This is a genomic window from Citrobacter sp. NCU1, from assembly GCF_010231475.1.
Lineage (GTDB): Bacteria > Pseudomonadota > Gammaproteobacteria > Enterobacterales > Enterobacteriaceae > Citrobacter_D.
In genome coordinates, this window is record NZ_NRDO01000075.1 from 1 (window position 1) to 18,597 (window position 18,597).

Genomic DNA, 18,597 nt, shown 5'->3' on the forward strand with positions numbered 1-18,597 from the left:
ATTGCCAGCGTGGGTATTGCGGCGGCGCGTCCGGCAGAATTTATTATTCTGCAATTCACTCAGGGTATGGACACCGTTGTTGCCAGCGCGGTCAATAAGGTCGTCGTTACCCTTGATCTTGATAACGATAATATCTGCGCCGATGGTGCCTCTCAACTCAAGGCACATGTCACGCTGACCGATACTCACCGCAACCCAGTTCCGAATGTCGCAGTATCCTGGTCTTCGGATGGCAACGCTATCGTCGCCAGCGCAGATGCCAACACCAATGCGTCGGGAATCAGCAATATCACCCTGACCGACCTCAAGGCTGAACGGGTAAAACTGACCGCCACCGCCAATGGTAAAACAAGCTCGAAAACTGTCACCTTTGTTGCCGGTTCGGTAGCGAATATCGAGGTAATGGTTGATGATAACAATATTACCGCCAACGGCACCGCGCCGCTCAAGGCCCACGCTACAGTGACCGATGCCAACAATAACCCGGTACCGAACGTCGCTGTCTCGTGGAGTTCGGACGGTAGCGCTATCATCACCAGCGCAGATGCCGTTACCAGCGCGTCGGGAGTCAGCAACGTTACCGTTACCGATCAAACGGCCGAGCAGGTGAACCTGAGCGCCACCGCCAGTGGTAAAACAGACTCAAAACCTGCCGCCTTTGTTGATACTGCTGTGGCCGCTATCACGATAAGTGTTCTGGAGCCAAATGGTATCGCTGATGGGCGTAGCTATATTGCAGCCCAGGCTCTGGTCAAAAACGCTCATGGCCAACCAGTGCCGGATGGCACAGTAATAACCTGGAGTGCCAACACTGCAACACCGGACCCCATTACCAGTACCACTAAGAATGGGACGGCAAATACATCGTTCACAAGCCTAACGGTTGGGGATGATACACTGGTTGCCACCGCGGATAACAACATCAAAGGAAGTTCACAAGTTACTTTTGCGGCCCTGGTTTTTGACAGTTTGACGTTCAAGCAGCCAGTCCCGGACGGTACTGCTGACAATACACCGTTAACTCTAACGGTGGAACTACTAGCTTCCAATGATGTCCCCATCGTAGGGGCGACGATTAATTGGGGAACGATGCAGGGACACGCCACCGCTGCAGGCCAAACATCGATAACCGATCAAAACGGTTTTGCTGCGATGGACTATAGTTCGGAAGTGGTTGGATTTAATACCGTTAGTGCAAATTACGACCATCATAACGCAACGCAACAAGTGTCTTTTAGATGAGCATTGCTGTAACTTTATCAGGGGGAGGTGCGCTTTTAATTCTCCCCTGTAAAGGTTACGGTTAACTCACTTTCAAAGAAATTTTCCGTCAGTTCGACTTACCATAACTTAACCGTACTGAAAGGAGTTCCCTTGACGGCAGTTGGTCACTGCCGAACGGCCTTTAATCGGAATGCCAAAAGCCAACGCCCTCCCCTACTCACCGGCACGGTATGTGTGGTGACGCTGCTGGTCGCTCCATCTCTTAACAGCGAGGTGAATAAATCCGGTGTCGACTGGGATTCGTTCATTTCCAGCCAGATAACGGCAGCAACATAGAGGCAAGGCCCATGTGCTGTAGCCGAGATTAAGTGTAAGGGAAAAGGGTCTGCAGGCGTGCAATGCTCACGCTGATAGTATCTTCGGTATGCTGAAGCCGGCACTCTTTTGTTTTCTCCTGGCTAAGAACAAAAGAGTGCTACCCTTAACGGCAAACCCAGTCTGCATTTAATGTGGAAATATCAGCGGTCACGCCATGAGCAACCTTCGTAGCGCTTCGAGCATAATTTTTGCAGTTTTTACTGAAGTAATAAATCGGGCTGTTGCCTGACGTGCTTTTGATGAACATAAAATGCTCAAGGATCAGCACTGGCACTCATGTAACCAGTAGGGAATAACGGTGAGTAAAGGAAGCTTTAATAAATAGGGAAAATGTCCAGAGCTCACTTCCGAAAGCATAAAACCCCATTCAATTAATTATTATCAAAATCACATGAGAATTTCACCAATTTATCCATTCATCGTTTCAAATTTTATTCTTGAAGAGCGAATCACCTAATTAAATAACGATAGTTTTTTATTTACATTTAGTAGAGTAAATGCCCACGGCCCACCATCTGAATGTTATTCACCTGACCTCCGCAGGGTAAATACACCAATATATCACATCAGACCATTACATTTAGATAATAGAAGAACCAGTAAAAATCTGTGCAAAGACCAATGTTCTCGCTCTTACGGCAGCAACCTATAAATCCGTAACCTATTGAAATACAATTACATATTAAATTCACTTCAAAATATAATAAACATAATTATAATATCTACATACTAATAGTTGATAAATCACCAACTGGCATAAATAACTCATCTGTAATAAAAAACAATAAATCAGGATCCAAATAAATCACTTTATACGTTTCATTCTGGGGTAACGCATAGCACGGATAATAACTTGGCTCAACCTCTTCAATAAGGCCATCAATAGCATCCTGCGAAAACATTGTTAACGTTTCTCCATGTAATTTTAAATACCACTCTTCATACCCTTCACGGGATTGAAGGAGCGCAATTTCATCCCATTTTATTTGATCAAAATGACACACATTCCCCATATACCCCCCTATAAAAACAGTTCTCAAATTATTCATGCCCATTATGACCTAAAAACAGCCAGAACAAAATTTGTATAACCATCATAACTCACCATCAAATAAAGTGTATTTTCCAGTCTAATTTTACACTCTTTTTAATGATTAATATTACTTCCCATTTATCTATTAAAGACATTAAAGTAATAAGCGAAATATTTTTATATCAAAATCGTTCTAGCTCTCCCTTACTAATATGTGAAGAAATAAACAGTCTCGGAAGTCGATTGTTGATAATGATGATCGAGTCGTCAGGGTGCTGAATAGCACAACATAGTCTTATATGAGTGACAGTGATTTTGTACAAATATTCATTAAACACTGGAATCTTTTATGAAAAGCCAAAAAAACATTGAATTATTAATTTCAGCCTTATCTACAACTAAAAATGTAAAGATAATAAAAAAGAATCAAATATTTACACCTGGAACATTTAACGAACCCAGGTGCGTGTTATTTCACCAGGGGATTATTTCATTGCAACGACAGCATGATAACTTATTACTCACCAATTTAACCGCTCCAATGATCATTGGTCTTCGGTTTATATCAGATGATATAGACATTAAAACCTTCCCTCTCTATTTTCGTGCTGAATCTGATGTCTCATATGAATTCATCCATCCTCTGGATGCTAAAAAAAAAATCAACGACCACCAATTATGGGAAAGTGTCGCCATGTATCAGATGATGCTCACTGCTCTATTAACGAGCTATCTTGATAACATGTCTAATGTAAACAGTTCCAATCTAATTGAATATTGTCTCGAAAAACTCTGTCATGAGCCGGAACAAATCCGAAACCGCAGAACAGCTGTGGATTACATTATGGATAAGACAAATTTATCACGGAGTAACATTTCAAAAGTTATTGCCACGTTAAAAAAAGAAGGGAGAATAACGACCTATAAAGGGCTTTTACTTTCAAAAATGAGGAAGGATGAATAAAACTCAAGAATAAAAGCATCAAGCTCCATATTAAAATACTGCCCTTTCGACTCATCATAGTTAGAAGGGCATTTCTGTTCTCAGGTCACATTATTTATAGCGTAAATACTATAAATAACCGTTACTGTCTCCCTAAGTAACAGACAGTTGTAGCAACGGTAGTTCGGTTGCGGTTGCGGTCTCGTGGCACTCCTTTTTTTGCGCTATTTTCCGCCGACTAAAGCTCTGCTGAGGATACGCTACATATAGATATCCCTGCCAACGGTACCCTCCTATAATCCTTTAAGGTTCCGGCAGCTGCATAGATGGCAGTTAAATTACGACCGATGATACTGAGATTGCTATTCCACGAACGCTCAATTTGTGTGGGGTAGTAATGCATCGGTTTACTGACAGGCATATGACAGCAATGGTATGCATATTTACACAACCGAATACCCATCCCCCGCCCACGGATTGACTCAAAGCGATGTGACTGTCGGTTTCGCCAGCTATGTATTTCCCTCATAGATATAAATTCCGTCCAGGTTTGGTATTCGGTTCTGACACTTACCGTGCAGGAGCGCTATCGTTCAGGTCGACACATTGCGTTGCTCCCAACTTCCTGAAGGTTCCCAATTGTGGGTAAAATCAGGATGAGCAAGCGAGATGGAAGAAAGACCGGATACTTCAGTTTAGACTGGCACTGCTTTCAGGGAGGAGATCACTTTTCCTGATTGCCGTTCTTTACAACATCATTATGTGGCTGGTGGGATATTACTTTGAAAGTAAGGGAATAAATCGATGATTTCAGGCAAACAGTGAGAAATAGTGCAAGTGCGGTCATATATGACGTTGAGTGAAAATGTTATCAGGCAGTCTCCGGGAATACTGTCGGGGATGAACCCCGACAGGGTGTACGCCGACATGGAGAGGGCCTGCCGGAACATCATCATGGTGTATTGATGAAGTTAGTGGGGATCCCCAGGCCCTATGAGGCAATTTTGAAACCTACGCCTGCCGTTGGATATCCAGAGCTATCTATATAAGCTGTACTTTTGATGTTTTCTACTATTTTAGTAACTCAATGAATTAACTTATCTGTGTGATTTTAATTTCCTTGTAAGAATATACTAAGAATTATTTTGTGTGTTTTGTTCTGTTTTATTTTTGCTCTCTAAATCTTTAATATCAATGCCGGTTCGTTTTCGGAAATAATACGCAAGCAAATTGCCTACACTATGTCCTCCTAATAATGCAATAACGATTGCAATAGCACCTGGGCGTATTTTTACGCCTGCGATAGCAGGTAGTATAGGTATCCATGGCCTAACGAGATAGAAAATGAGTAAGCAGGTGATGAGATCACCTATTTTTTCTCTCAGTTTCCCCCCCCCCAAACACCATCGCCCCACCTCTCCCAGTATTAGTGTCGCGGCTATTTCAAATGCCTCGAATGGCGTAGTAAGAGCTAAATGTAGCCATTGCATAAAAGAAACATGTTTTCCGATCATTTGCGTCTCCATAATCAATTGTATAAGTTATAGAGTACATGCTTGTTCAAAATAATTCTGGGCTAATCTTGCACGGGAACACGTTAAATTAGAACGAATGATTTTTTTTCAATTTATAAAAATGGTGATACACAGAAACTTCGTACATCACCAGCGTTCTCATGATTTAAAAAGGATAATTTATTTGTAATTTTTCAGCTCTGATATAATATCTTTTATCAATTTTTTATTTCTAAAATTTTTGTTTACACAAAGTATTGTTGTGATGTTTTTATTGATCAATTTTACTATTTTTGTTTCTGGCGGGTTAAAATACTTTGATAAATACTCTGGAAGCAGTAGGATACCATCACCCGAACTAACAGATAAGAGTTGGGCTGAAAGATCATTATCTGTTTTTTGAATATTTAGATAAGGAAATATGTCTTTAAGATAATGAGAAATAAACCCTTTTTTCTCATGAAAATATTGATCATTTTTAATATACAGCGTTAAATTTGCAGCAACTTCTATATGACTGAAGCTTTCCTCGGCGATATTTTTCGGCAGAAGCGCAATTAATGATTCCTCTCCCAGTGAGTAAGTGTGAAATGAATCATTCTGGTGGATCTGTCTGAGTGTAAAAATAGCCGTATTTGGTTTAGTGGATAGCGATAATGCCTCACTGGCAGATATGGATGCCCGCCTGCAGTTAACAGGGTATTTGAGGGTTGAAAATCGCTTAGAGAGAAATTGGAAAATAATATACGGTATGCTGATATCAAATATCAGTTCAAGAATGTTTTTGTCAATATTTTTAATAAACTCATGTTCTGCGGCGCATAATGCATCATAGTGTGGCTTCACTTTATCATACAAGGCATAAGCCAAAGATGTCGGTTCCAGGTTATTATAAGTACGGTTAAATAGTTTATCCCCAATGTGCCCTTCCATTTCATATAATACTCGACCTAATGGCGAACGAGTGATGCAAAGTTGATCTGCAGCTTCGTTGATGCATTTTGTTTCCATGGCTGTAACAAAATACTGTAACCGTTTTGATATGAGTAAATTCATAAAAACTCCATTTCTGACGTATATTATATTATTCCCATATTAACCTGAATATATCAGGTGATTATATTAGCTTTAAGTACTTATAATTTCAGTGTTGCCAGTTGCTGTCCTTGTGAGATCTTGACCCACGATAAAATGGACGTTCTTTTGCACCATCTCTATTTTTCTACTCTCTTAGTAAAGTGCGGGAGTGGCTTCCTCTCGCTGACCTCCAGGTAACTACCTTTGTAGATGGCGTTTTCTGTAAAATGAAACAATAATATACATCATGTACATGGGTTAATAACAGTAAATATAGATGGAACAAGAAATATCATCTGTCGCAACAAACTCTGTTCCGTCTGAGCAGGATATTCTTTTTATTCAGTATAATAAATCATCTATTCCATTTCAGATGCTTCGCGAAGTATGTCACGGCCTTTTGGAGAATGGTCAGTTCCTCGTCACGTTCAGCCAGTTGGCGTTTAAGGCGACATTTTCTGCGGCCACACCGAAGCATTCGGCCAGTTTCAGGACTTCTTCACAAAATTCAGGCGTGTGCTTTTTACGGGGTTTTGACTGGTTGATGTTAATTTTGTCTTGAGTCACCTCTTGCTTGAGAGTTTACTCACTTAGCCGCATGTCCACTATTGATGGGTAATATAGGAGTGGGGTAAGCATTCATATTGTGAAGGGCAAACAGAAGCCATTGGTAGTCACTAACGATTTGTTCTCAAATGTAGTGACAACGATATAACCAATTTATATTATTTGATTTTTATAGATAGTGACATATCAGTTCTATTGATTGTGGGTCGTTAGTGGTCAAAGGAGATAACCATGCAATGTCCTAATTGTAGGTCAGAAAATGTAGAGAAGAAGAATTACGGTAAAAAAGCAGGGGCAACCGTTGGCGTCGCCGCTGGTGCCGCTGGTGGTATGGCCGCAGCAGGTAGTGGTGCTGCCGCAGGTGCTGCATTTGGAGCTTCAGTCGGTTCTGTTGTACCCGTTGTTGGTAATCTGGTTGGTGCTACTGTTGGTGGCATTGCTGGTGCAATCATTGGCGCTATTGGTGGCGGCACAGCCGGAGGTTATGCTGGTTCAAAATTAGGTGAAGTTGTTGATGACAACATATTAGATAATTATAAATGTCTAAAATGCGGGCACTCATTTAGCGATCCTGATTGATAGAGCCGTCAGTCCAGCATTTAAGCTGGTGATTGTTTTGTGAATTACGTCTAACTTCAGGCATTAAGCCCGTTATTGACTTGCGGGCTAAAACACTTTCCGACCATCATAGCTTCACCTTTTGCAATAAATATCTCGTCTATCCCTTTCTGCCCAATGTTATCTGCAACCACATTATGTTAGTGAGGCTAAAATGAGTACAAAAGCGGTTATCAAAATCATCGTTCCCTAAACGGTAAAGCCCGAACTGCGTGGCGGTCAATCATCTATTCATTGGAACAATATCTCGGTATAGAGACATCCATAATGAATTCAACTGACATTCAAATAGCAAATCATACATTATGTCTACTGACTTATGAATTCCCCAAGTTAAATATTAACAATATTAGTATGAAATTAAATAATCGCGAATAATAAAAAGGAAATAAAAAAGAAAATAGCGTAATACTCTCATTGTCCAATTTATTGGTGCATTATCGCAACAGACAGTTATAGAAACCTCAAAAACACGGGTTAGCTGCCACGGGAATATTCAAGACGCAGAGTACTGCGGCCATACAATTCGCGCGTTGCCGACGGGACCATGCCGCACATCAATCGGGAGGCAGTCGATCATGTACTCTGTCCCATCAAAACTGCTTCAGCCGACACGCTACATCGACTGTGTCGGCATGCTGGTCACAGCAATTGTGCTCGTTGGATGTACCACGGTGCCAGTGCAGGAGATTCAACACTTCAAGGATGCGCTGGCTGCGGTCAACACTGTACAACAACCTTTTCTGGACGAGCTCGCTATAGCTGAACGAGCACAAGGTGTGCGGGTATCAGAGAGACGCGCTGCACGGCCTGGAACTACCACTTCTGGCGCAAAGGCATGCAATGACGATGCAAACCTTACTCCTCAATGGCGCGGTGAAGCAGAGGTCGGCATCGCCAACCACATGTGCTTGTCAGACGCTATCTATTTCGTGCCCAACGTTGATCCGCCTGCGACCGCCAGCTTCCGGCGCAGCCTGCGCGTGATCGACGACTTTGCGAGCCTGGTGCTCGCACTGGCTGAAGGGCAAGACGCAGGTGCCGCTACGGCTGGCGCAATAGCGCTCGCCAGAGAGGTCGACGCGCTCTCCGCGCTGGCAAATACGGGATTACCGGTCATTGCGGCGCCGCTGACGGCGCTTGCACCAGCCCTGGAGCTCATCTCAAGGGCGCAAAGCAAGGAGGAGGCGTTACAGCGAATCCTGGACAACGCAGAGAAGATCAGCAGCCTTATCAGTGCATTGCGTAATGCAACACCCGCACAGTTCAATACCCTGGCCTTCGGGGATCTGAACATCATTGCTTCCAGCATTAATCCCACTGCACGCGATGCCGACAAGCGCGAAAACTTGCTGCTGCGCCAACAAGCTCTGCAGCGTGTCGAACGTACGCGCGCACAGTTAGCGGCCAACATCGTGCTGCTCGACCAACTACAGGCGGCCTGGGATGCGACAGTGCGGGCGGCACGCAACCCTAACGTCTCTGTGGCCGAGACGGTCGCGCAGGTGACGGAGGTGCGCACCACTGCTGAAGCCGTGCGCAGGAATCTGGCCCAACTGCAAGTTCGGTAGGACATATCCACAAACGAGGTGCACAAATGAACGACACAAGCAATGCTGCGCGGGTGCGCACCCAGCTCGAGACTGCACAAATAGATATTGAAGGCCGACTGCGCGGTGCGGTTGATCCGCAGGAGCGCGAGGCACTAGAACTCACGCTGCGCCAAATAAACGCAGCGATCGACAGCAACAATCAGGCCGACCTACTTACAGCCGCGACCGATGTCGCACATGCAATCGACGCATTGAACAACGCGTTATCGAAATCCCGGCCCCCCTTCGACACCTTTGTTGATAGCCTGATGATGGACTCACGCGATCTGGCCAGCGCGGTTGCACAGATGCAAGGAGTAGATCGCCTGCCGCCTGCCGTCATAGCGACAACCACGACGCCAGCTATCGTTGCTTCTGCAGGTACTCTGCCAAAGACGATAAACAGTCGTAAGTTCAATGACCTGAAGGCTGAATACGACACGCTCTTTAACACCTGCACCGCCGATAAAGCACGGCGGTCTAACATCGACTTCTACGTCAATCGTTTGAGGCAGCATAAGCAGATCTACGCGACTCTCGGCGCAGAACTCGACATCCCGTGGTATTTCATTGGTATTGTCCATGGTATGGAAGGCGGCTTCGATTTCTCCACGCACCTGCACAATGGCGACCCGCTCACCGCGCGCACGAAGCAGGTGCCGATGGGTCGGCCAGTCGCAGGGAATCCTCCGTTCACCTGGATCGAGAGTGCGCGCGATGCCCTACAAATGAAGAAGCTCGATCAGATTGGGCTGGTGAACTGGTCGATAGCGTTCGTACTGTACACGCTGGAAGCCTACAACGGCTTCGGCTACCGGCGGTATGGCATCCCGAGTCCGTACCTGTGGAGCTTTTCCAACCTGTACGTGAAAGGCAAGTTCGTGGCCGACGGAAAGTTCGATCCGCAGGCCGTCTCCAGGCAATGCGGCGCTGCGGTAGTCCTGCACGAAATGCAGAAGTCGAACCTGCTAGCGTAATGTGCGTGTTATCGCCAAATCTGATTCCAGAGATGAGGAATTAAAGCATGGGGCAGGACTATGGGTCTGAGGTACGGCTAGGCATCGTTATGTACGGCGGTGTCTCGCTGGCAATCTATATAAATGGTGTCACCAACGAGCTGTACGAATTGGCCTGCTCGACGCCCAGGAAAGGTCACAACGCGCCCTCTGACGGTACAGCGACGCGTGCGATCTACGCCGCACTGGCAAAACTGGTAACGAATCCCGAGGTGGCTGCCGACTATGCGGCGGCACTGGTCACAGCCAACGCTCTGCCTTCAGGCCCTCAAAAGGACAATGCACTCATCGTCGCCGACCAACTGCTCGAAAAACGCTGCAACGAGGATCCCACACGCTTTGTTATCGACGTGGTATCGGGTACTTCAGCTGGCGGCATCAACGGATTATTCCTGGCTCGGGCATTGGCCAATGGAGAACCGTTCAAGCCGCTGAAGGATCTCTGGATCACCGAAGGCGATATCCGCAAGTTGATCAATGACCAGCAGAGTTACAAGAACACCAACATTCCTCACCAGAGTGCCGCCGAACCCAGGTCTCTGCTAAATAGCGACCGCATGTACGTCAAACTGCTTGAAGCAATGGAGCAGATGACGCTCAAAAAGCCGCTGCTCACCTCACCCTATGTGGAGCAAATGGATCTCTTTGTCACCACCACCGACATCCGGGGCTCCAAAGTGCCTATTCGTCTGTTCGACCAGGTGGTGAATGAGTACCGCTACCGGCACGTTTTCCATTTCCGCTACAATGACGAAGACCCACACAATGACCTGGCGCCGGCGCACTCCCCTTTCCTTGCATTCGCGGCCCGCTGCACCTCGTCGTTCCCATTTGCGTTCGAGCCGATGACTCTCGGCGCCGCACAGCTACTGTGGAAGGATGACGCCAACGCGGCAACCTGGCAGCACCACTTCTGTAAGCTCACGCCAGATCCGAAAGACCCCTTGCACCTGAATCGCGCCTTTGGCGACGGTGGCTACCTCGACAACAAACCCTTCAGCTATGCTATCGAGGCCCTGTCGTCGCGCCAGGGACAACTGCCGATGGAGCGTAAGTTGATCTATATCGAGCCCGTGCCTGAGAATATTTCGCAGTTGAGCGCAAAAAAAAATCAGCCGGCACCGAATGCGATCGAAAACACTCTGGCCGCAGTCATCGGCCTGCCGCGCTACGAGACTATCCGCGAGGATGTAGAGGCAGCCATCAAGCGCAACCGCCGCATCGAACGCGTCGAGCGCATTGTGCTGCAGGCTGACAAGGACTTCAACGAGGCAAGCGACGTCTCGTTCGACGAAGTCAAGCTGCGTCCGGACGGCAGCCTGCCGAAGTGGTCCGAGCTGACGCTGAACGAGCTATGTGACTACTACGGCCGTGCCTACCTGTCCTATCGTCGCCTGCGCGTCTTTGCCGCCACTGATGCCCTCGCCGACCGGCTTGCGGTGATGTGGGGCGTGGACCGCGACTCAGACCACCTCTACGCCTTTCGTGCACTGGTGCGGGCGTGGCGCGAGACCCACTTTCAGGAGAACCCTATCCGGCCTCACCGCACCGTGAGCGAGTTCCTGACGCTATACGATCTGGAATACCGCATACGCCGCACTGAACTGTTGATGCGAAAGGTCGACCACCTGCTACGCCTGACGCGCAAACTGCGCCGCGCCAAAAATGCCAGCCTTTCCGAGCTTGACGACACCATGATCGCCCGGTTGAAACAGTCGGACCTGGACCTTCTTCAACCTGACAACAACGAGAGTCTTTCCTGGCTGATCGAGGCCTTACAGGAGATCAAACTCAGCCTGGAGAAGACCCATCGCGCGCTGCGGCGCATCCTAAGAGACGACGAGCTGGAACCCGTGTCGCTGACATCCAGAGACCGAAGCCAACTGAATGACTTGCTATCCGCCCTGCTGGAGCGCCCCGAGCACAACCCAAAATTGGACCTGCAGGACGGTAAATCGGCGATCTCTATCCCTTTGCTCCAGCCTGCCGACCGACCAGACCAGACTGACTTCTACCGTCCTGCATCGCCGACGCGGACTATGCAGGAAATGATATTTGCACGTGCGACCCAATTGCTCAACCTGTCCAGTATCGCAGGCGAGACACGATTGCAGCACCACCTGAACGCCAGCATTGAATACCTGCGCGGGAGAATCTCGCAGGTGCTCGACGATAGCTCAACCGGTGCCGCGTCAGAATGGCAGGCGCTGGGCGCGCCAAAACTTGTCGTCATCCACAATGGTGCCCCTCAAATCATCATGGAGACTTCGGATCCCGGCCCGGCAACACTCGGCACGCCTGAGGGTAAGGCGCTACGCAAACTGCTCGGCACCTACTTCCTGAAGTTCGAGATCTACGACCAGATGACCTTCCCGCTGTACTACGGAACCGATACTGGCGAACCAGCCACGGTCGAGGTCGTGCGCATCAGCCCTTGTGACGCACGCAGCCTGATCGACGAAACCCAAAACGGGTCACGCCGCAAGCTCGCAGGTACCCAACTGTTCAACTTTGGCGCTTTCATCGAGGAGCGCTGGCGTCGCAACGATATCATGTGGGGTCGACTTGACGGTGCTGAACGCCTGTTGAGCGCGTTGCTGCCCGGTGACGGCCCGATCAAGGATGCACGCGAGCAATTGCTCAAACGTGCCCACCAGGCCATTGTGTTCGAGGAACTGACGCCCGAGGGCCATGCGCAACTGACGTCACTATTTTGTGACGCGCTGCGCATGGTCGGCCCTGATTCCTCTAACGACGATTCCGTGCGACTGCTGGTTGAACGCTTGCAGCCGGGATCGCTCCAGGAGAGCAGGCGACTGCATGAACTGCTCGTGTCGCTAATGGACCGACCCGGGCTGGTCGATCACCTTAAGCAATCCTACCAGTTCGACCCGAACTTCAACGTCCCTGGCGCGATGGAGAGCGCAGCGCGCGCCGTCAATGTCACGGGACGCCTGCTGAAGGGCATATCAAAGGACAACAAGGGCGCCTCAGTCCCCGCGTTTTGGCTCGCCCGCATTGGCCTACTGCTACAAGGCCTGGTCGCAGTGTCCCTGCCGGGTAGCATGGGGCGTTTGTGGGTGCACCACGCGCTAATCGTTCTGTACGCGTTCTTGCTCGTCGCGCTGGCTTTCGCGTTCTTGCTCGGCGACGGCGACATTCGCATGACGGTCATTGCCGCATTGCTGCTCACTGTGACGTTCCACATTGCCATACTCGTGGTCGGTAACCTGGCTCTTCGTCGCGTACGCATCATTATGTGGATCCTCGGCACGGCGCTGGCGGGTGTACTCGCGCTCGCCGTCTATGGAGGTTATCGGTTCTGGATAGACTACCTGGCTTCGATTTTCGCGCGATGAGGTCCTACGGGAGGATTTATGAAACGTGATGACACAGGTGTTCCACCGTCGCTTGATGATCAGATCAAAGCGGCTCAGCGTGACAAACTTCAAGCCGAAGTGAAACAACTCAAAGGCATTTCATTAGAGACGTTGGGGAAGTTGGGCGTGACCGCGCTCGGCATCCTCGCAGCAGCATTCACCCTGTGGGCGGGTGTGCCGCAGACACGCCTTGATTTAGCCAGGGCGCAGGAGGACCTGTATACAAAGAGACAGGAGTTAGCACAGAGAACGGCCGAGGTGACCAGAAAAGCTTTGGAAGTTCAACAGAAGCAAGCTGAACTGGCTGATACCGAGTTACGTCGTGCCAGCACGGCAAACGAACTAGCTCGTCTGCAAAACGAAATTATGGCTCTCGGCAAAAATCTGGAATCACGCAGGGCAGCTTCCGGTAAACCACTTGAGAGCAACGTAGAACAACGTATCGTGCAAGTCATCAAACCTCGAGTGTTTGTGCAATTTGCTGGCGAAATGAATCGTGCCAGCGTAATCGATCCGCTTCGCGAAGAATTAACAAACAGTGGTCTCATCGTACCTGCCGCCGAACGCATTAATAAGGGACAGAAAAACGAAGTGCGCTATTTCAGTAAGGATCAGCGCATTTTGGCACAAAACGTTACAGATGAGACAAAGGCCTACTTCAAACGCAAGGGTTGCCCTCTACCGTCGCTTTCAACTACGTACGTTTCGTTACCTCAAAACAGGCAGTCACCTGTCGAACTCTGGCTCAAGCATAACTGTCCAATAAATTGATTAATGGGGTGCCTGTCACTACCAGTCTGTATCGCTGATATCCCTCATTATCTTGCCAAATATCAATAAAAGTGGAGGTATTATAAGTGCCCGATTAATTATCTATAATAGATATAGGTGATATAACAATATATGGCTCACACGTTATATTTATTTACAAAAAGCTCATTACATATCAAGCTAAGTAAAACAAAATTATATTTTCTCTTACATAGAAAATCAGCGCATAATCAGCCAGACGCGTCTGGATCATTAATAATATGCTAATGATAAAATACTCGCAATATAAGCCATATGATCATCCATACATTACAAATTTTATACAAAGGTTAATATATGATTATTTACACAGGCGTAGAGTGGATAGAAATAATATTTTTAGGTGGCCTGTCAGGTGCGTTAGGGCAAGGTGCACGATGTATAGTTGGATTGAAAAAACTAGGAAAGCAGGCGATGTCTGAGGGGAGACCGAGAACAGATTTATTTGATATGGCCCGTCTACTCACCAGTTTTTTAATTGGTTTTATCGCAGGTTCCTTTACCGCAATACTTGCATCTCCTGAGTTAGATAAAATACAAATTGAGCAACTGTTGGCATTTGCCTCAGCAGGGTACGCAGGCACTGATGCTATAGAGGCATTCATCTCCCATATTGAGCCCAATAATTCAGAAAATATCACATCCACAAATAAAGACTATCTCGGGTGATTTATGACAAGCATTCAGATACTAAAGCCATTAAATGTAAGCCTGGTTTCCATGGCACGATTAAATATAAGAAAAGGAAATCCCAACACATCTGCCCCTATTGTTCAAAAAATAGAATCTGGCGTACTACTCAAAGCAATAGGAGTAGTGAGCGGTGAGTCTATTTATGGTAATTCAGATTGGTATGCAGGTGTTGATGATACTTTTTTCTGGAGCGGTGCTGTTAAGGAGTATATATCTACTCCTCCCTCAAACTCACCGAATTCGTTAGATCCCATAAATATAGTCCCCATAGAAAAAGACCTGGAGCAATTTATAGACCGAATCGGTCTTAAAAACTTTAAAGGTTCTGAATTTACCCCATATTGGAATCGTGTAAAAAATGGCATACCAAATACTGTCCCTCCAGTAGCACTATGGAATAATATTATAAAGACTGTTATTATTATTGATGCTTTGCGCTCTGAATTAAATTCACCGATAGAACTTTTGTCCACCTACCGCTCTCCTGGTTATAATTCTGCTGTCGGAGGAGAACCCGCTTCATATCATATGAAATTTATGGCAATTGATTTCACTTGTAGCCAGGGTGATCCATCATCATGGGCAAGTGAATTACGTAAATTTCGCGGAAAATTCTTTACGCTGCCTGCAAACGCAGGAAGTTTTCAATTCCATGGTGGTATCGGCGTTTATAAAAATAAAAATTTTGTTCATGTAGATACTCGCGGAAATGATGTCGACTGGAATGGTTAATAGTGACTCAAATCATTAACTGATATTCTTCTTAACTCTATAAATTGATTTTATAGAAAAAGGTTATTTCGTTGAATTCAGCTTACAGTCACTACTTCAGTATATTTTTAAAATAAAATCATCAGTTTTTTAGTAACATAATTAATAAATTATTTTCCCTATCAATAGGATATAGGATTTACTGTGAGTCAGGTCTGATTAATCTCATCCTTACAATAAGGACATACTTCGAAGCGAGGTTCTGGTTTTAAATTGTTCCGTGCAGAGACCACCACAGACACGGTGACGTTGACCAGTTCCCGCATCAATTTCAGGGAATCTGCGAATACTGATACTTTTTTGGACCGTGGAATGTATAGCACAGGAGGAAACGTTTGTTACCTGTTCGGCCAGAGAGACATTTGAGGCCAAAAACTTCGGTATCAGAAACTTAAGCTCGGTAGATCGGGTATCGGTGTTTGCCGGATGCGCTTTGATAGATAAAGCGAAAGGATTTTTGCATAATTATCATCATGTAACTGACTGATATCATAAGAATAATATATATTAAGGTGTATTTACTACGGAGTGGAATTGAAGAATGGAAAGGCTGATCGATGCGTATAAACAGATATTACGGGAAGTTGACGCCCAGTCATTTAATCTGGATGAGGATAAATACTCAGGTGTCTTTTTACCTGTACCCTTTGAGGAATACTGGCATACACCGGTAAAAATCATGCTGGTTGGACGTGAAACCGCTGGCTGGAATACGCTGAATGGTAAGAATACGATGTCACGGGTGCTGGGACTTATACCTGACGTCACCATCGGGCAAGTGGTTGAAGAGGCTGTAGCTCGTTACAGGCAACATCTTTCGGTAAAAAACGATGGAACCACAAACCTCAAATCACGTAGCCGCTTCACGCAATATCATTTCCGGGTGGCACGGGAATTAGATATTCCGCCACAGGCTATCGTGTATGCCAATCTACTCGCGTGGGATTACGACGGACAGCCCCCTCTCACTCGCCCTGAAAATGAAGTGCAGGAGGTCATATTGGGCTCACTGAAACTGATGGCGGTACAAATTAAACATCTTGAGCCCGATTTCATCATCTTTGCATCCGGTGCACAAAGAACAGACTACATCATCAAACGGTTGCTGACTAAGTTAGGCGGCTATGAGACTTCTTCCGTCATTCCGGGGAAACTATGGGAATTTAAAGTGGGTAATGCTATCTGTTTCAGAATAGCCCATCCAAGGGCTATGCGCGGACATCAGAAGTATCGAGATGAGGTGATTAAGCGCATTAAGCAACGTTGCACTGCGGGCTAATAGTTTCATTACAGATAATGTAGCAGGCATTCCTGAGCCCCCCTTCCCGGAAGAGCACCAGAAATCAGGCGAAGCGGCCTGGTTCTCTATGCCAGAGGTGACACGTTCGATTCGACATTGTCAGGCTGGAGATTGCACTTCATTGCACCCCGTGAGCACAGGATAAGCACTGGCCCGAATTTCAAACACAAAAAAACCACCCGTAGGTGGTTTCACGACACTGCTTATTGCTTTGATTATTCTTTTCTTTCCCATGGTGCCCGGAGTGGGACTTGAACCCACACAGCGCGTACGCCGAGGGATTTTAAACCCCTCTTTCGAATATTTAAAATCAATAAGTTATGTTGATTTTTCCTAACATCCCCTACTTTTTCAGCCCAGTTATATCGGGTTTCGCCGTTGGTTATGTTAGGAAAGAATTGCCTTCCATACGCATAGATTCCCGTTCATCGAAATTACTGTTACCAAGCAGCGTTACGGGTAGTCACGTCTGCATGAGTGCAGTTACCTTTACCGCCAAAATAATTTTAATGACAGTTCACGCTCCGAATGTTCTGTTTAACGACACAGGATATTCCAGCACGCCCGGTTGCGATTCAGGAAATACCAGCGGCGATTGTGTCAGGTCTGCTGACTGGATGAACTGAGCCAGCGTCACGGCGTATTGCTGAAGTTCTGCCAGAACGTCCTGCTGGCTTTGGGTTAGCGCAATCCCCTGTGCGACGGCGCTTTGCAGCGGACACTGCGCACGGACTACACGTAGCATCAGGTCGTTATAAATGGCGACGTTGGCGCGAATATTCGCCTGTTGCTGCAGGTCTGCGTCTGTTACCCATTGCGAGCCATTCCACACCGGATAAGGCACACTTGCCGGTGATTGCGTAGTTGAACCTGCCGGATACGGGCCGGGTGAATCGATATAAATCTCCGCCGCGTCTGCTGTATTCCAGACTGTTTCGCCGCGATGATCCTCTGTGCTACGCCAGGTTCCGGAATCAATATCGAACGTCAGGACATAGCCTGCCGGTGGTGCTGAATCCGGGGCTGTGGGGGTGCAGTTTGCAGGTATATCGTTAACCATCGCATCGGCAGCACCGATATAAATCATGGTATCCGGGGCATACCCGTACACCCGGATAATAGTTACTGTGGTCGGGGCGTCATCCTGCATCAGCCATACCTGATTTATTTCATCAAATACTGCCTCTTTACCTTCCGGAATATCAGGCGGTGCCACGGTAGTACAGTATTTCGGGAGCTGGTTTTTCACTGCGTTGCTTTTACCAATAAGTATTTTTGAATCTGACAGATAATTCCAGATATCGATAATTTCAGTTTTCATTACGCAGTCCTTACCCAGACCATGACCAGTATTGATTTTGGAATGATTGAAACAGGTGTTGTGCCACCATCTGCCGCGCCGCCAGCATTGCCGGTGGCAGCGGGTAATGTGTGACTGTGAGCCGGTACAGTGACAGTGTGAGTATGTGCACCAATGGATGTGGTATGGGTGTGAGATCCAGAACTGGATGTATTGGCTGGAGTCTGGTCATTCCGTGGGACGCCGAAGTCTGCCTCGCCTGACTGCACCCCGCCACCATATGGGATAGTGTGGGTATGTGCCCCCTGACTATCTGTGCCCTTACTCCCGTAATCAAACGATGAGGATGTGGCACTGGTAGCCGTGGAGCTGCCGGTACTG

The 18,597-nt window shown here is 47.0% G+C and carries 14 protein-coding genes and 2 pseudogenes; 11 read left to right on the top strand and 5 right to left on the bottom strand.

Translation table 11 applies throughout. The annotated features are described in order from the left end of the window. A partial coding sequence (locus CJP72_RS20800) for an Ig-like domain-containing protein (RefSeq protein WP_193568821.1) occupies positions 1–1,242 on the top strand: 1,242 nt, incomplete at its 5' end. A 1,082-nt stretch (positions 1,243–2,324) separates the two neighbouring features. On the opposite strand, the gene CJP72_RS20805 is transcribed toward CJP72_RS20800, so the two are convergent. Continuing rightward, positions 2,325–2,651: a hypothetical protein gene (locus CJP72_RS20805; protein WP_162383222.1), complete on the bottom strand. Its 327-nt coding sequence runs from the start codon at positions 2,649–2,651 to the stop codon at positions 2,325–2,327. A 333-nt stretch (positions 2,652–2,984) separates the two neighbouring features. On the opposite strand from CJP72_RS20805, the gene CJP72_RS20810 reads away from it, so the two are divergent. Together CJP72_RS20810 and CJP72_RS20815 are read left to right on the top strand one after the other, a co-directional pair. After that, the gene (locus CJP72_RS20810) at positions 2,985–3,599 is read left to right on the top strand and encodes a helix-turn-helix domain-containing protein (RefSeq protein ID WP_162383223.1); all 615 of its coding nucleotides are present in this window, start codon (positions 2,985–2,987) and stop codon (positions 3,597–3,599) included. 706 nt (positions 3,600–4,305) lie between these two features. Next, positions 4,306–4,544: pseudogene (locus tag CJP72_RS20815) on the top strand (IS4 family transposase); the annotation flags it as partial. Between the two features lie 167 nt (positions 4,545–4,711). Here the strand turns inward: CJP72_RS20815 and CJP72_RS20820 are convergent. The 3 genes and pseudogenes from CJP72_RS20820 to CJP72_RS20830 all read right to left on the bottom strand — a co-directional run. Beyond that, positions 4,712–5,092, bottom strand: a complete 381-nt coding sequence (locus tag CJP72_RS20820) for a hypothetical protein (protein WP_193568822.1) — start codon at positions 5,090–5,092, stop codon at positions 4,712–4,714. A gap of 180 nt (positions 5,093–5,272) precedes the next feature. Beyond that, positions 5,273–6,148 (bottom strand): LysR family transcriptional regulator, encoded by an 876-nt coding sequence (locus CJP72_RS20825; protein ID WP_162383224.1) that lies wholly within the window; start codon positions 6,146–6,148, stop codon positions 5,273–5,275. A 383-nt stretch (positions 6,149–6,531) separates the two neighbouring features. Continuing rightward, positions 6,532–6,729, bottom strand: a pseudogene (locus CJP72_RS20830) (IS3 family transposase); the annotation flags it as partial. A 238-nt stretch (positions 6,730–6,967) separates the two neighbouring features. Here CJP72_RS20830 and CJP72_RS20835 point away from each other — a divergent pair. The 8 genes from CJP72_RS20835 to CJP72_RS20875 all read left to right on the top strand — a co-directional run bounded on the left by CJP72_RS20835 (position 6,968) and on the right by CJP72_RS20875 (position 16,895). After that, positions 6,968–7,315, top strand: coding sequence for a hypothetical protein (locus CJP72_RS20835; protein ID WP_193568823.1), 348 nt, complete (start codon positions 6,968–6,970; stop codon positions 7,313–7,315). A 617-nt stretch (positions 7,316–7,932) separates the two neighbouring features. Beyond that, a complete protein-coding gene (locus CJP72_RS20840; protein ID WP_162383225.1) occupies positions 7,933–8,925 on the top strand; it encodes a hypothetical protein in 993 nt (330 codons plus the stop codon). A gap of 26 nt (positions 8,926–8,951) precedes the next feature. Continuing rightward, positions 8,952–9,923 (top strand): hypothetical protein, encoded by a 972-nt coding sequence (locus tag CJP72_RS20845; RefSeq protein WP_162383226.1) that lies wholly within the window; start codon positions 8,952–8,954, stop codon positions 9,921–9,923. A gap of 47 nt (positions 9,924–9,970) precedes the next feature. Beyond that, positions 9,971–13,321, top strand: coding sequence for a patatin-like protein (locus tag CJP72_RS20850; protein ID WP_162383227.1), 3,351 nt, complete (start codon positions 9,971–9,973; stop codon positions 13,319–13,321). Positions 13,322–13,339: 18 nt separating this feature from the next. Continuing rightward, positions 13,340–14,113, top strand: a complete 774-nt coding sequence (locus CJP72_RS20855; RefSeq protein WP_162383228.1) for a hypothetical protein — start codon at positions 13,340–13,342, stop codon at positions 14,111–14,113. 336 nt (positions 14,114–14,449) lie between these two features. Next, positions 14,450–14,821 carry a hypothetical protein gene (locus CJP72_RS20860; protein ID WP_162383229.1) on the top strand — a complete coding sequence of 124 codons (372 nt, stop codon included), beginning with the start codon at positions 14,450–14,452 and terminating at the stop codon, positions 14,819–14,821. A 3-nt stretch (positions 14,822–14,824) separates the two neighbouring features. After that, positions 14,825–15,577: a YcbK family protein gene (locus CJP72_RS20865; protein WP_162383230.1), complete on the top strand. Its 753-nt coding sequence runs from the start codon at positions 14,825–14,827 to the stop codon at positions 15,575–15,577. Between the two features lie 580 nt (positions 15,578–16,157). After that, a complete protein-coding gene (locus CJP72_RS20875) occupies positions 16,158–16,895 on the top strand; it encodes a hypothetical protein (protein WP_162383231.1) in 738 nt (245 codons plus the stop codon). A 538-nt stretch (positions 16,896–17,433) separates the two neighbouring features. Here the strand turns inward: CJP72_RS20875 and CJP72_RS20880 are convergent. Beyond that, positions 17,434–18,237: a tail fiber assembly protein gene (locus CJP72_RS20880; protein ID WP_162383232.1), complete on the bottom strand. Its 804-nt coding sequence runs from the start codon at positions 18,235–18,237 to the stop codon at positions 17,434–17,436. Positions 18,238–18,597: the final 360 nt, after the last annotated feature.

Bases quoted from the DNA above. Each gene is read 5' to 3' on its own strand.
- CJP72_RS20805 (WP_162383222.1), bottom strand. From the start codon at position 2,651: ATGAATAATTTGAGAACTGTTTTTATAGGGGGGTATATGGGGAATGTG.
- CJP72_RS20810 (WP_162383223.1), top strand. From the start codon at position 2,985: ATGAAAAGCCAAAAAAACATTGAATTATTAATTTCAGCCTTATCTACA.
- CJP72_RS20820 (WP_193568822.1), bottom strand. From the start codon at position 5,092: ATGATCGGAAAACATGTTTCTTTTATGCAATGGCTACATTTAGCTCTT.
- CJP72_RS20825 (WP_162383224.1), bottom strand. From the start codon at position 6,148: ATGAATTTACTCATATCAAAACGGTTACAGTATTTTGTTACAGCCATG.
- CJP72_RS20835 (WP_193568823.1), top strand. From the start codon at position 6,968: ATGCAATGTCCTAATTGTAGGTCAGAAAATGTAGAGAAGAAGAATTAC.
- CJP72_RS20840 (WP_162383225.1), top strand. From the start codon at position 7,933: ATGTACTCTGTCCCATCAAAACTGCTTCAGCCGACACGCTACATCGAC.
- CJP72_RS20845 (WP_162383226.1), top strand. From the start codon at position 8,952: ATGAACGACACAAGCAATGCTGCGCGGGTGCGCACCCAGCTCGAGACT.
- CJP72_RS20850 (WP_162383227.1), top strand. From the start codon at position 9,971: ATGGGGCAGGACTATGGGTCTGAGGTACGGCTAGGCATCGTTATGTAC.
- CJP72_RS20855 (WP_162383228.1), top strand. From the start codon at position 13,340: ATGAAACGTGATGACACAGGTGTTCCACCGTCGCTTGATGATCAGATC.
- CJP72_RS20860 (WP_162383229.1), top strand. From the start codon at position 14,450: ATGATTATTTACACAGGCGTAGAGTGGATAGAAATAATATTTTTAGGT.
- CJP72_RS20865 (WP_162383230.1), top strand. From the start codon at position 14,825: ATGACAAGCATTCAGATACTAAAGCCATTAAATGTAAGCCTGGTTTCC.
- CJP72_RS20875 (WP_162383231.1), top strand. From the start codon at position 16,158: ATGGAAAGGCTGATCGATGCGTATAAACAGATATTACGGGAAGTTGAC.
- CJP72_RS20880 (WP_162383232.1), bottom strand. From the start codon at position 18,237: ATGAAAACTGAAATTATCGATATCTGGAATTATCTGTCAGATTCAAAA.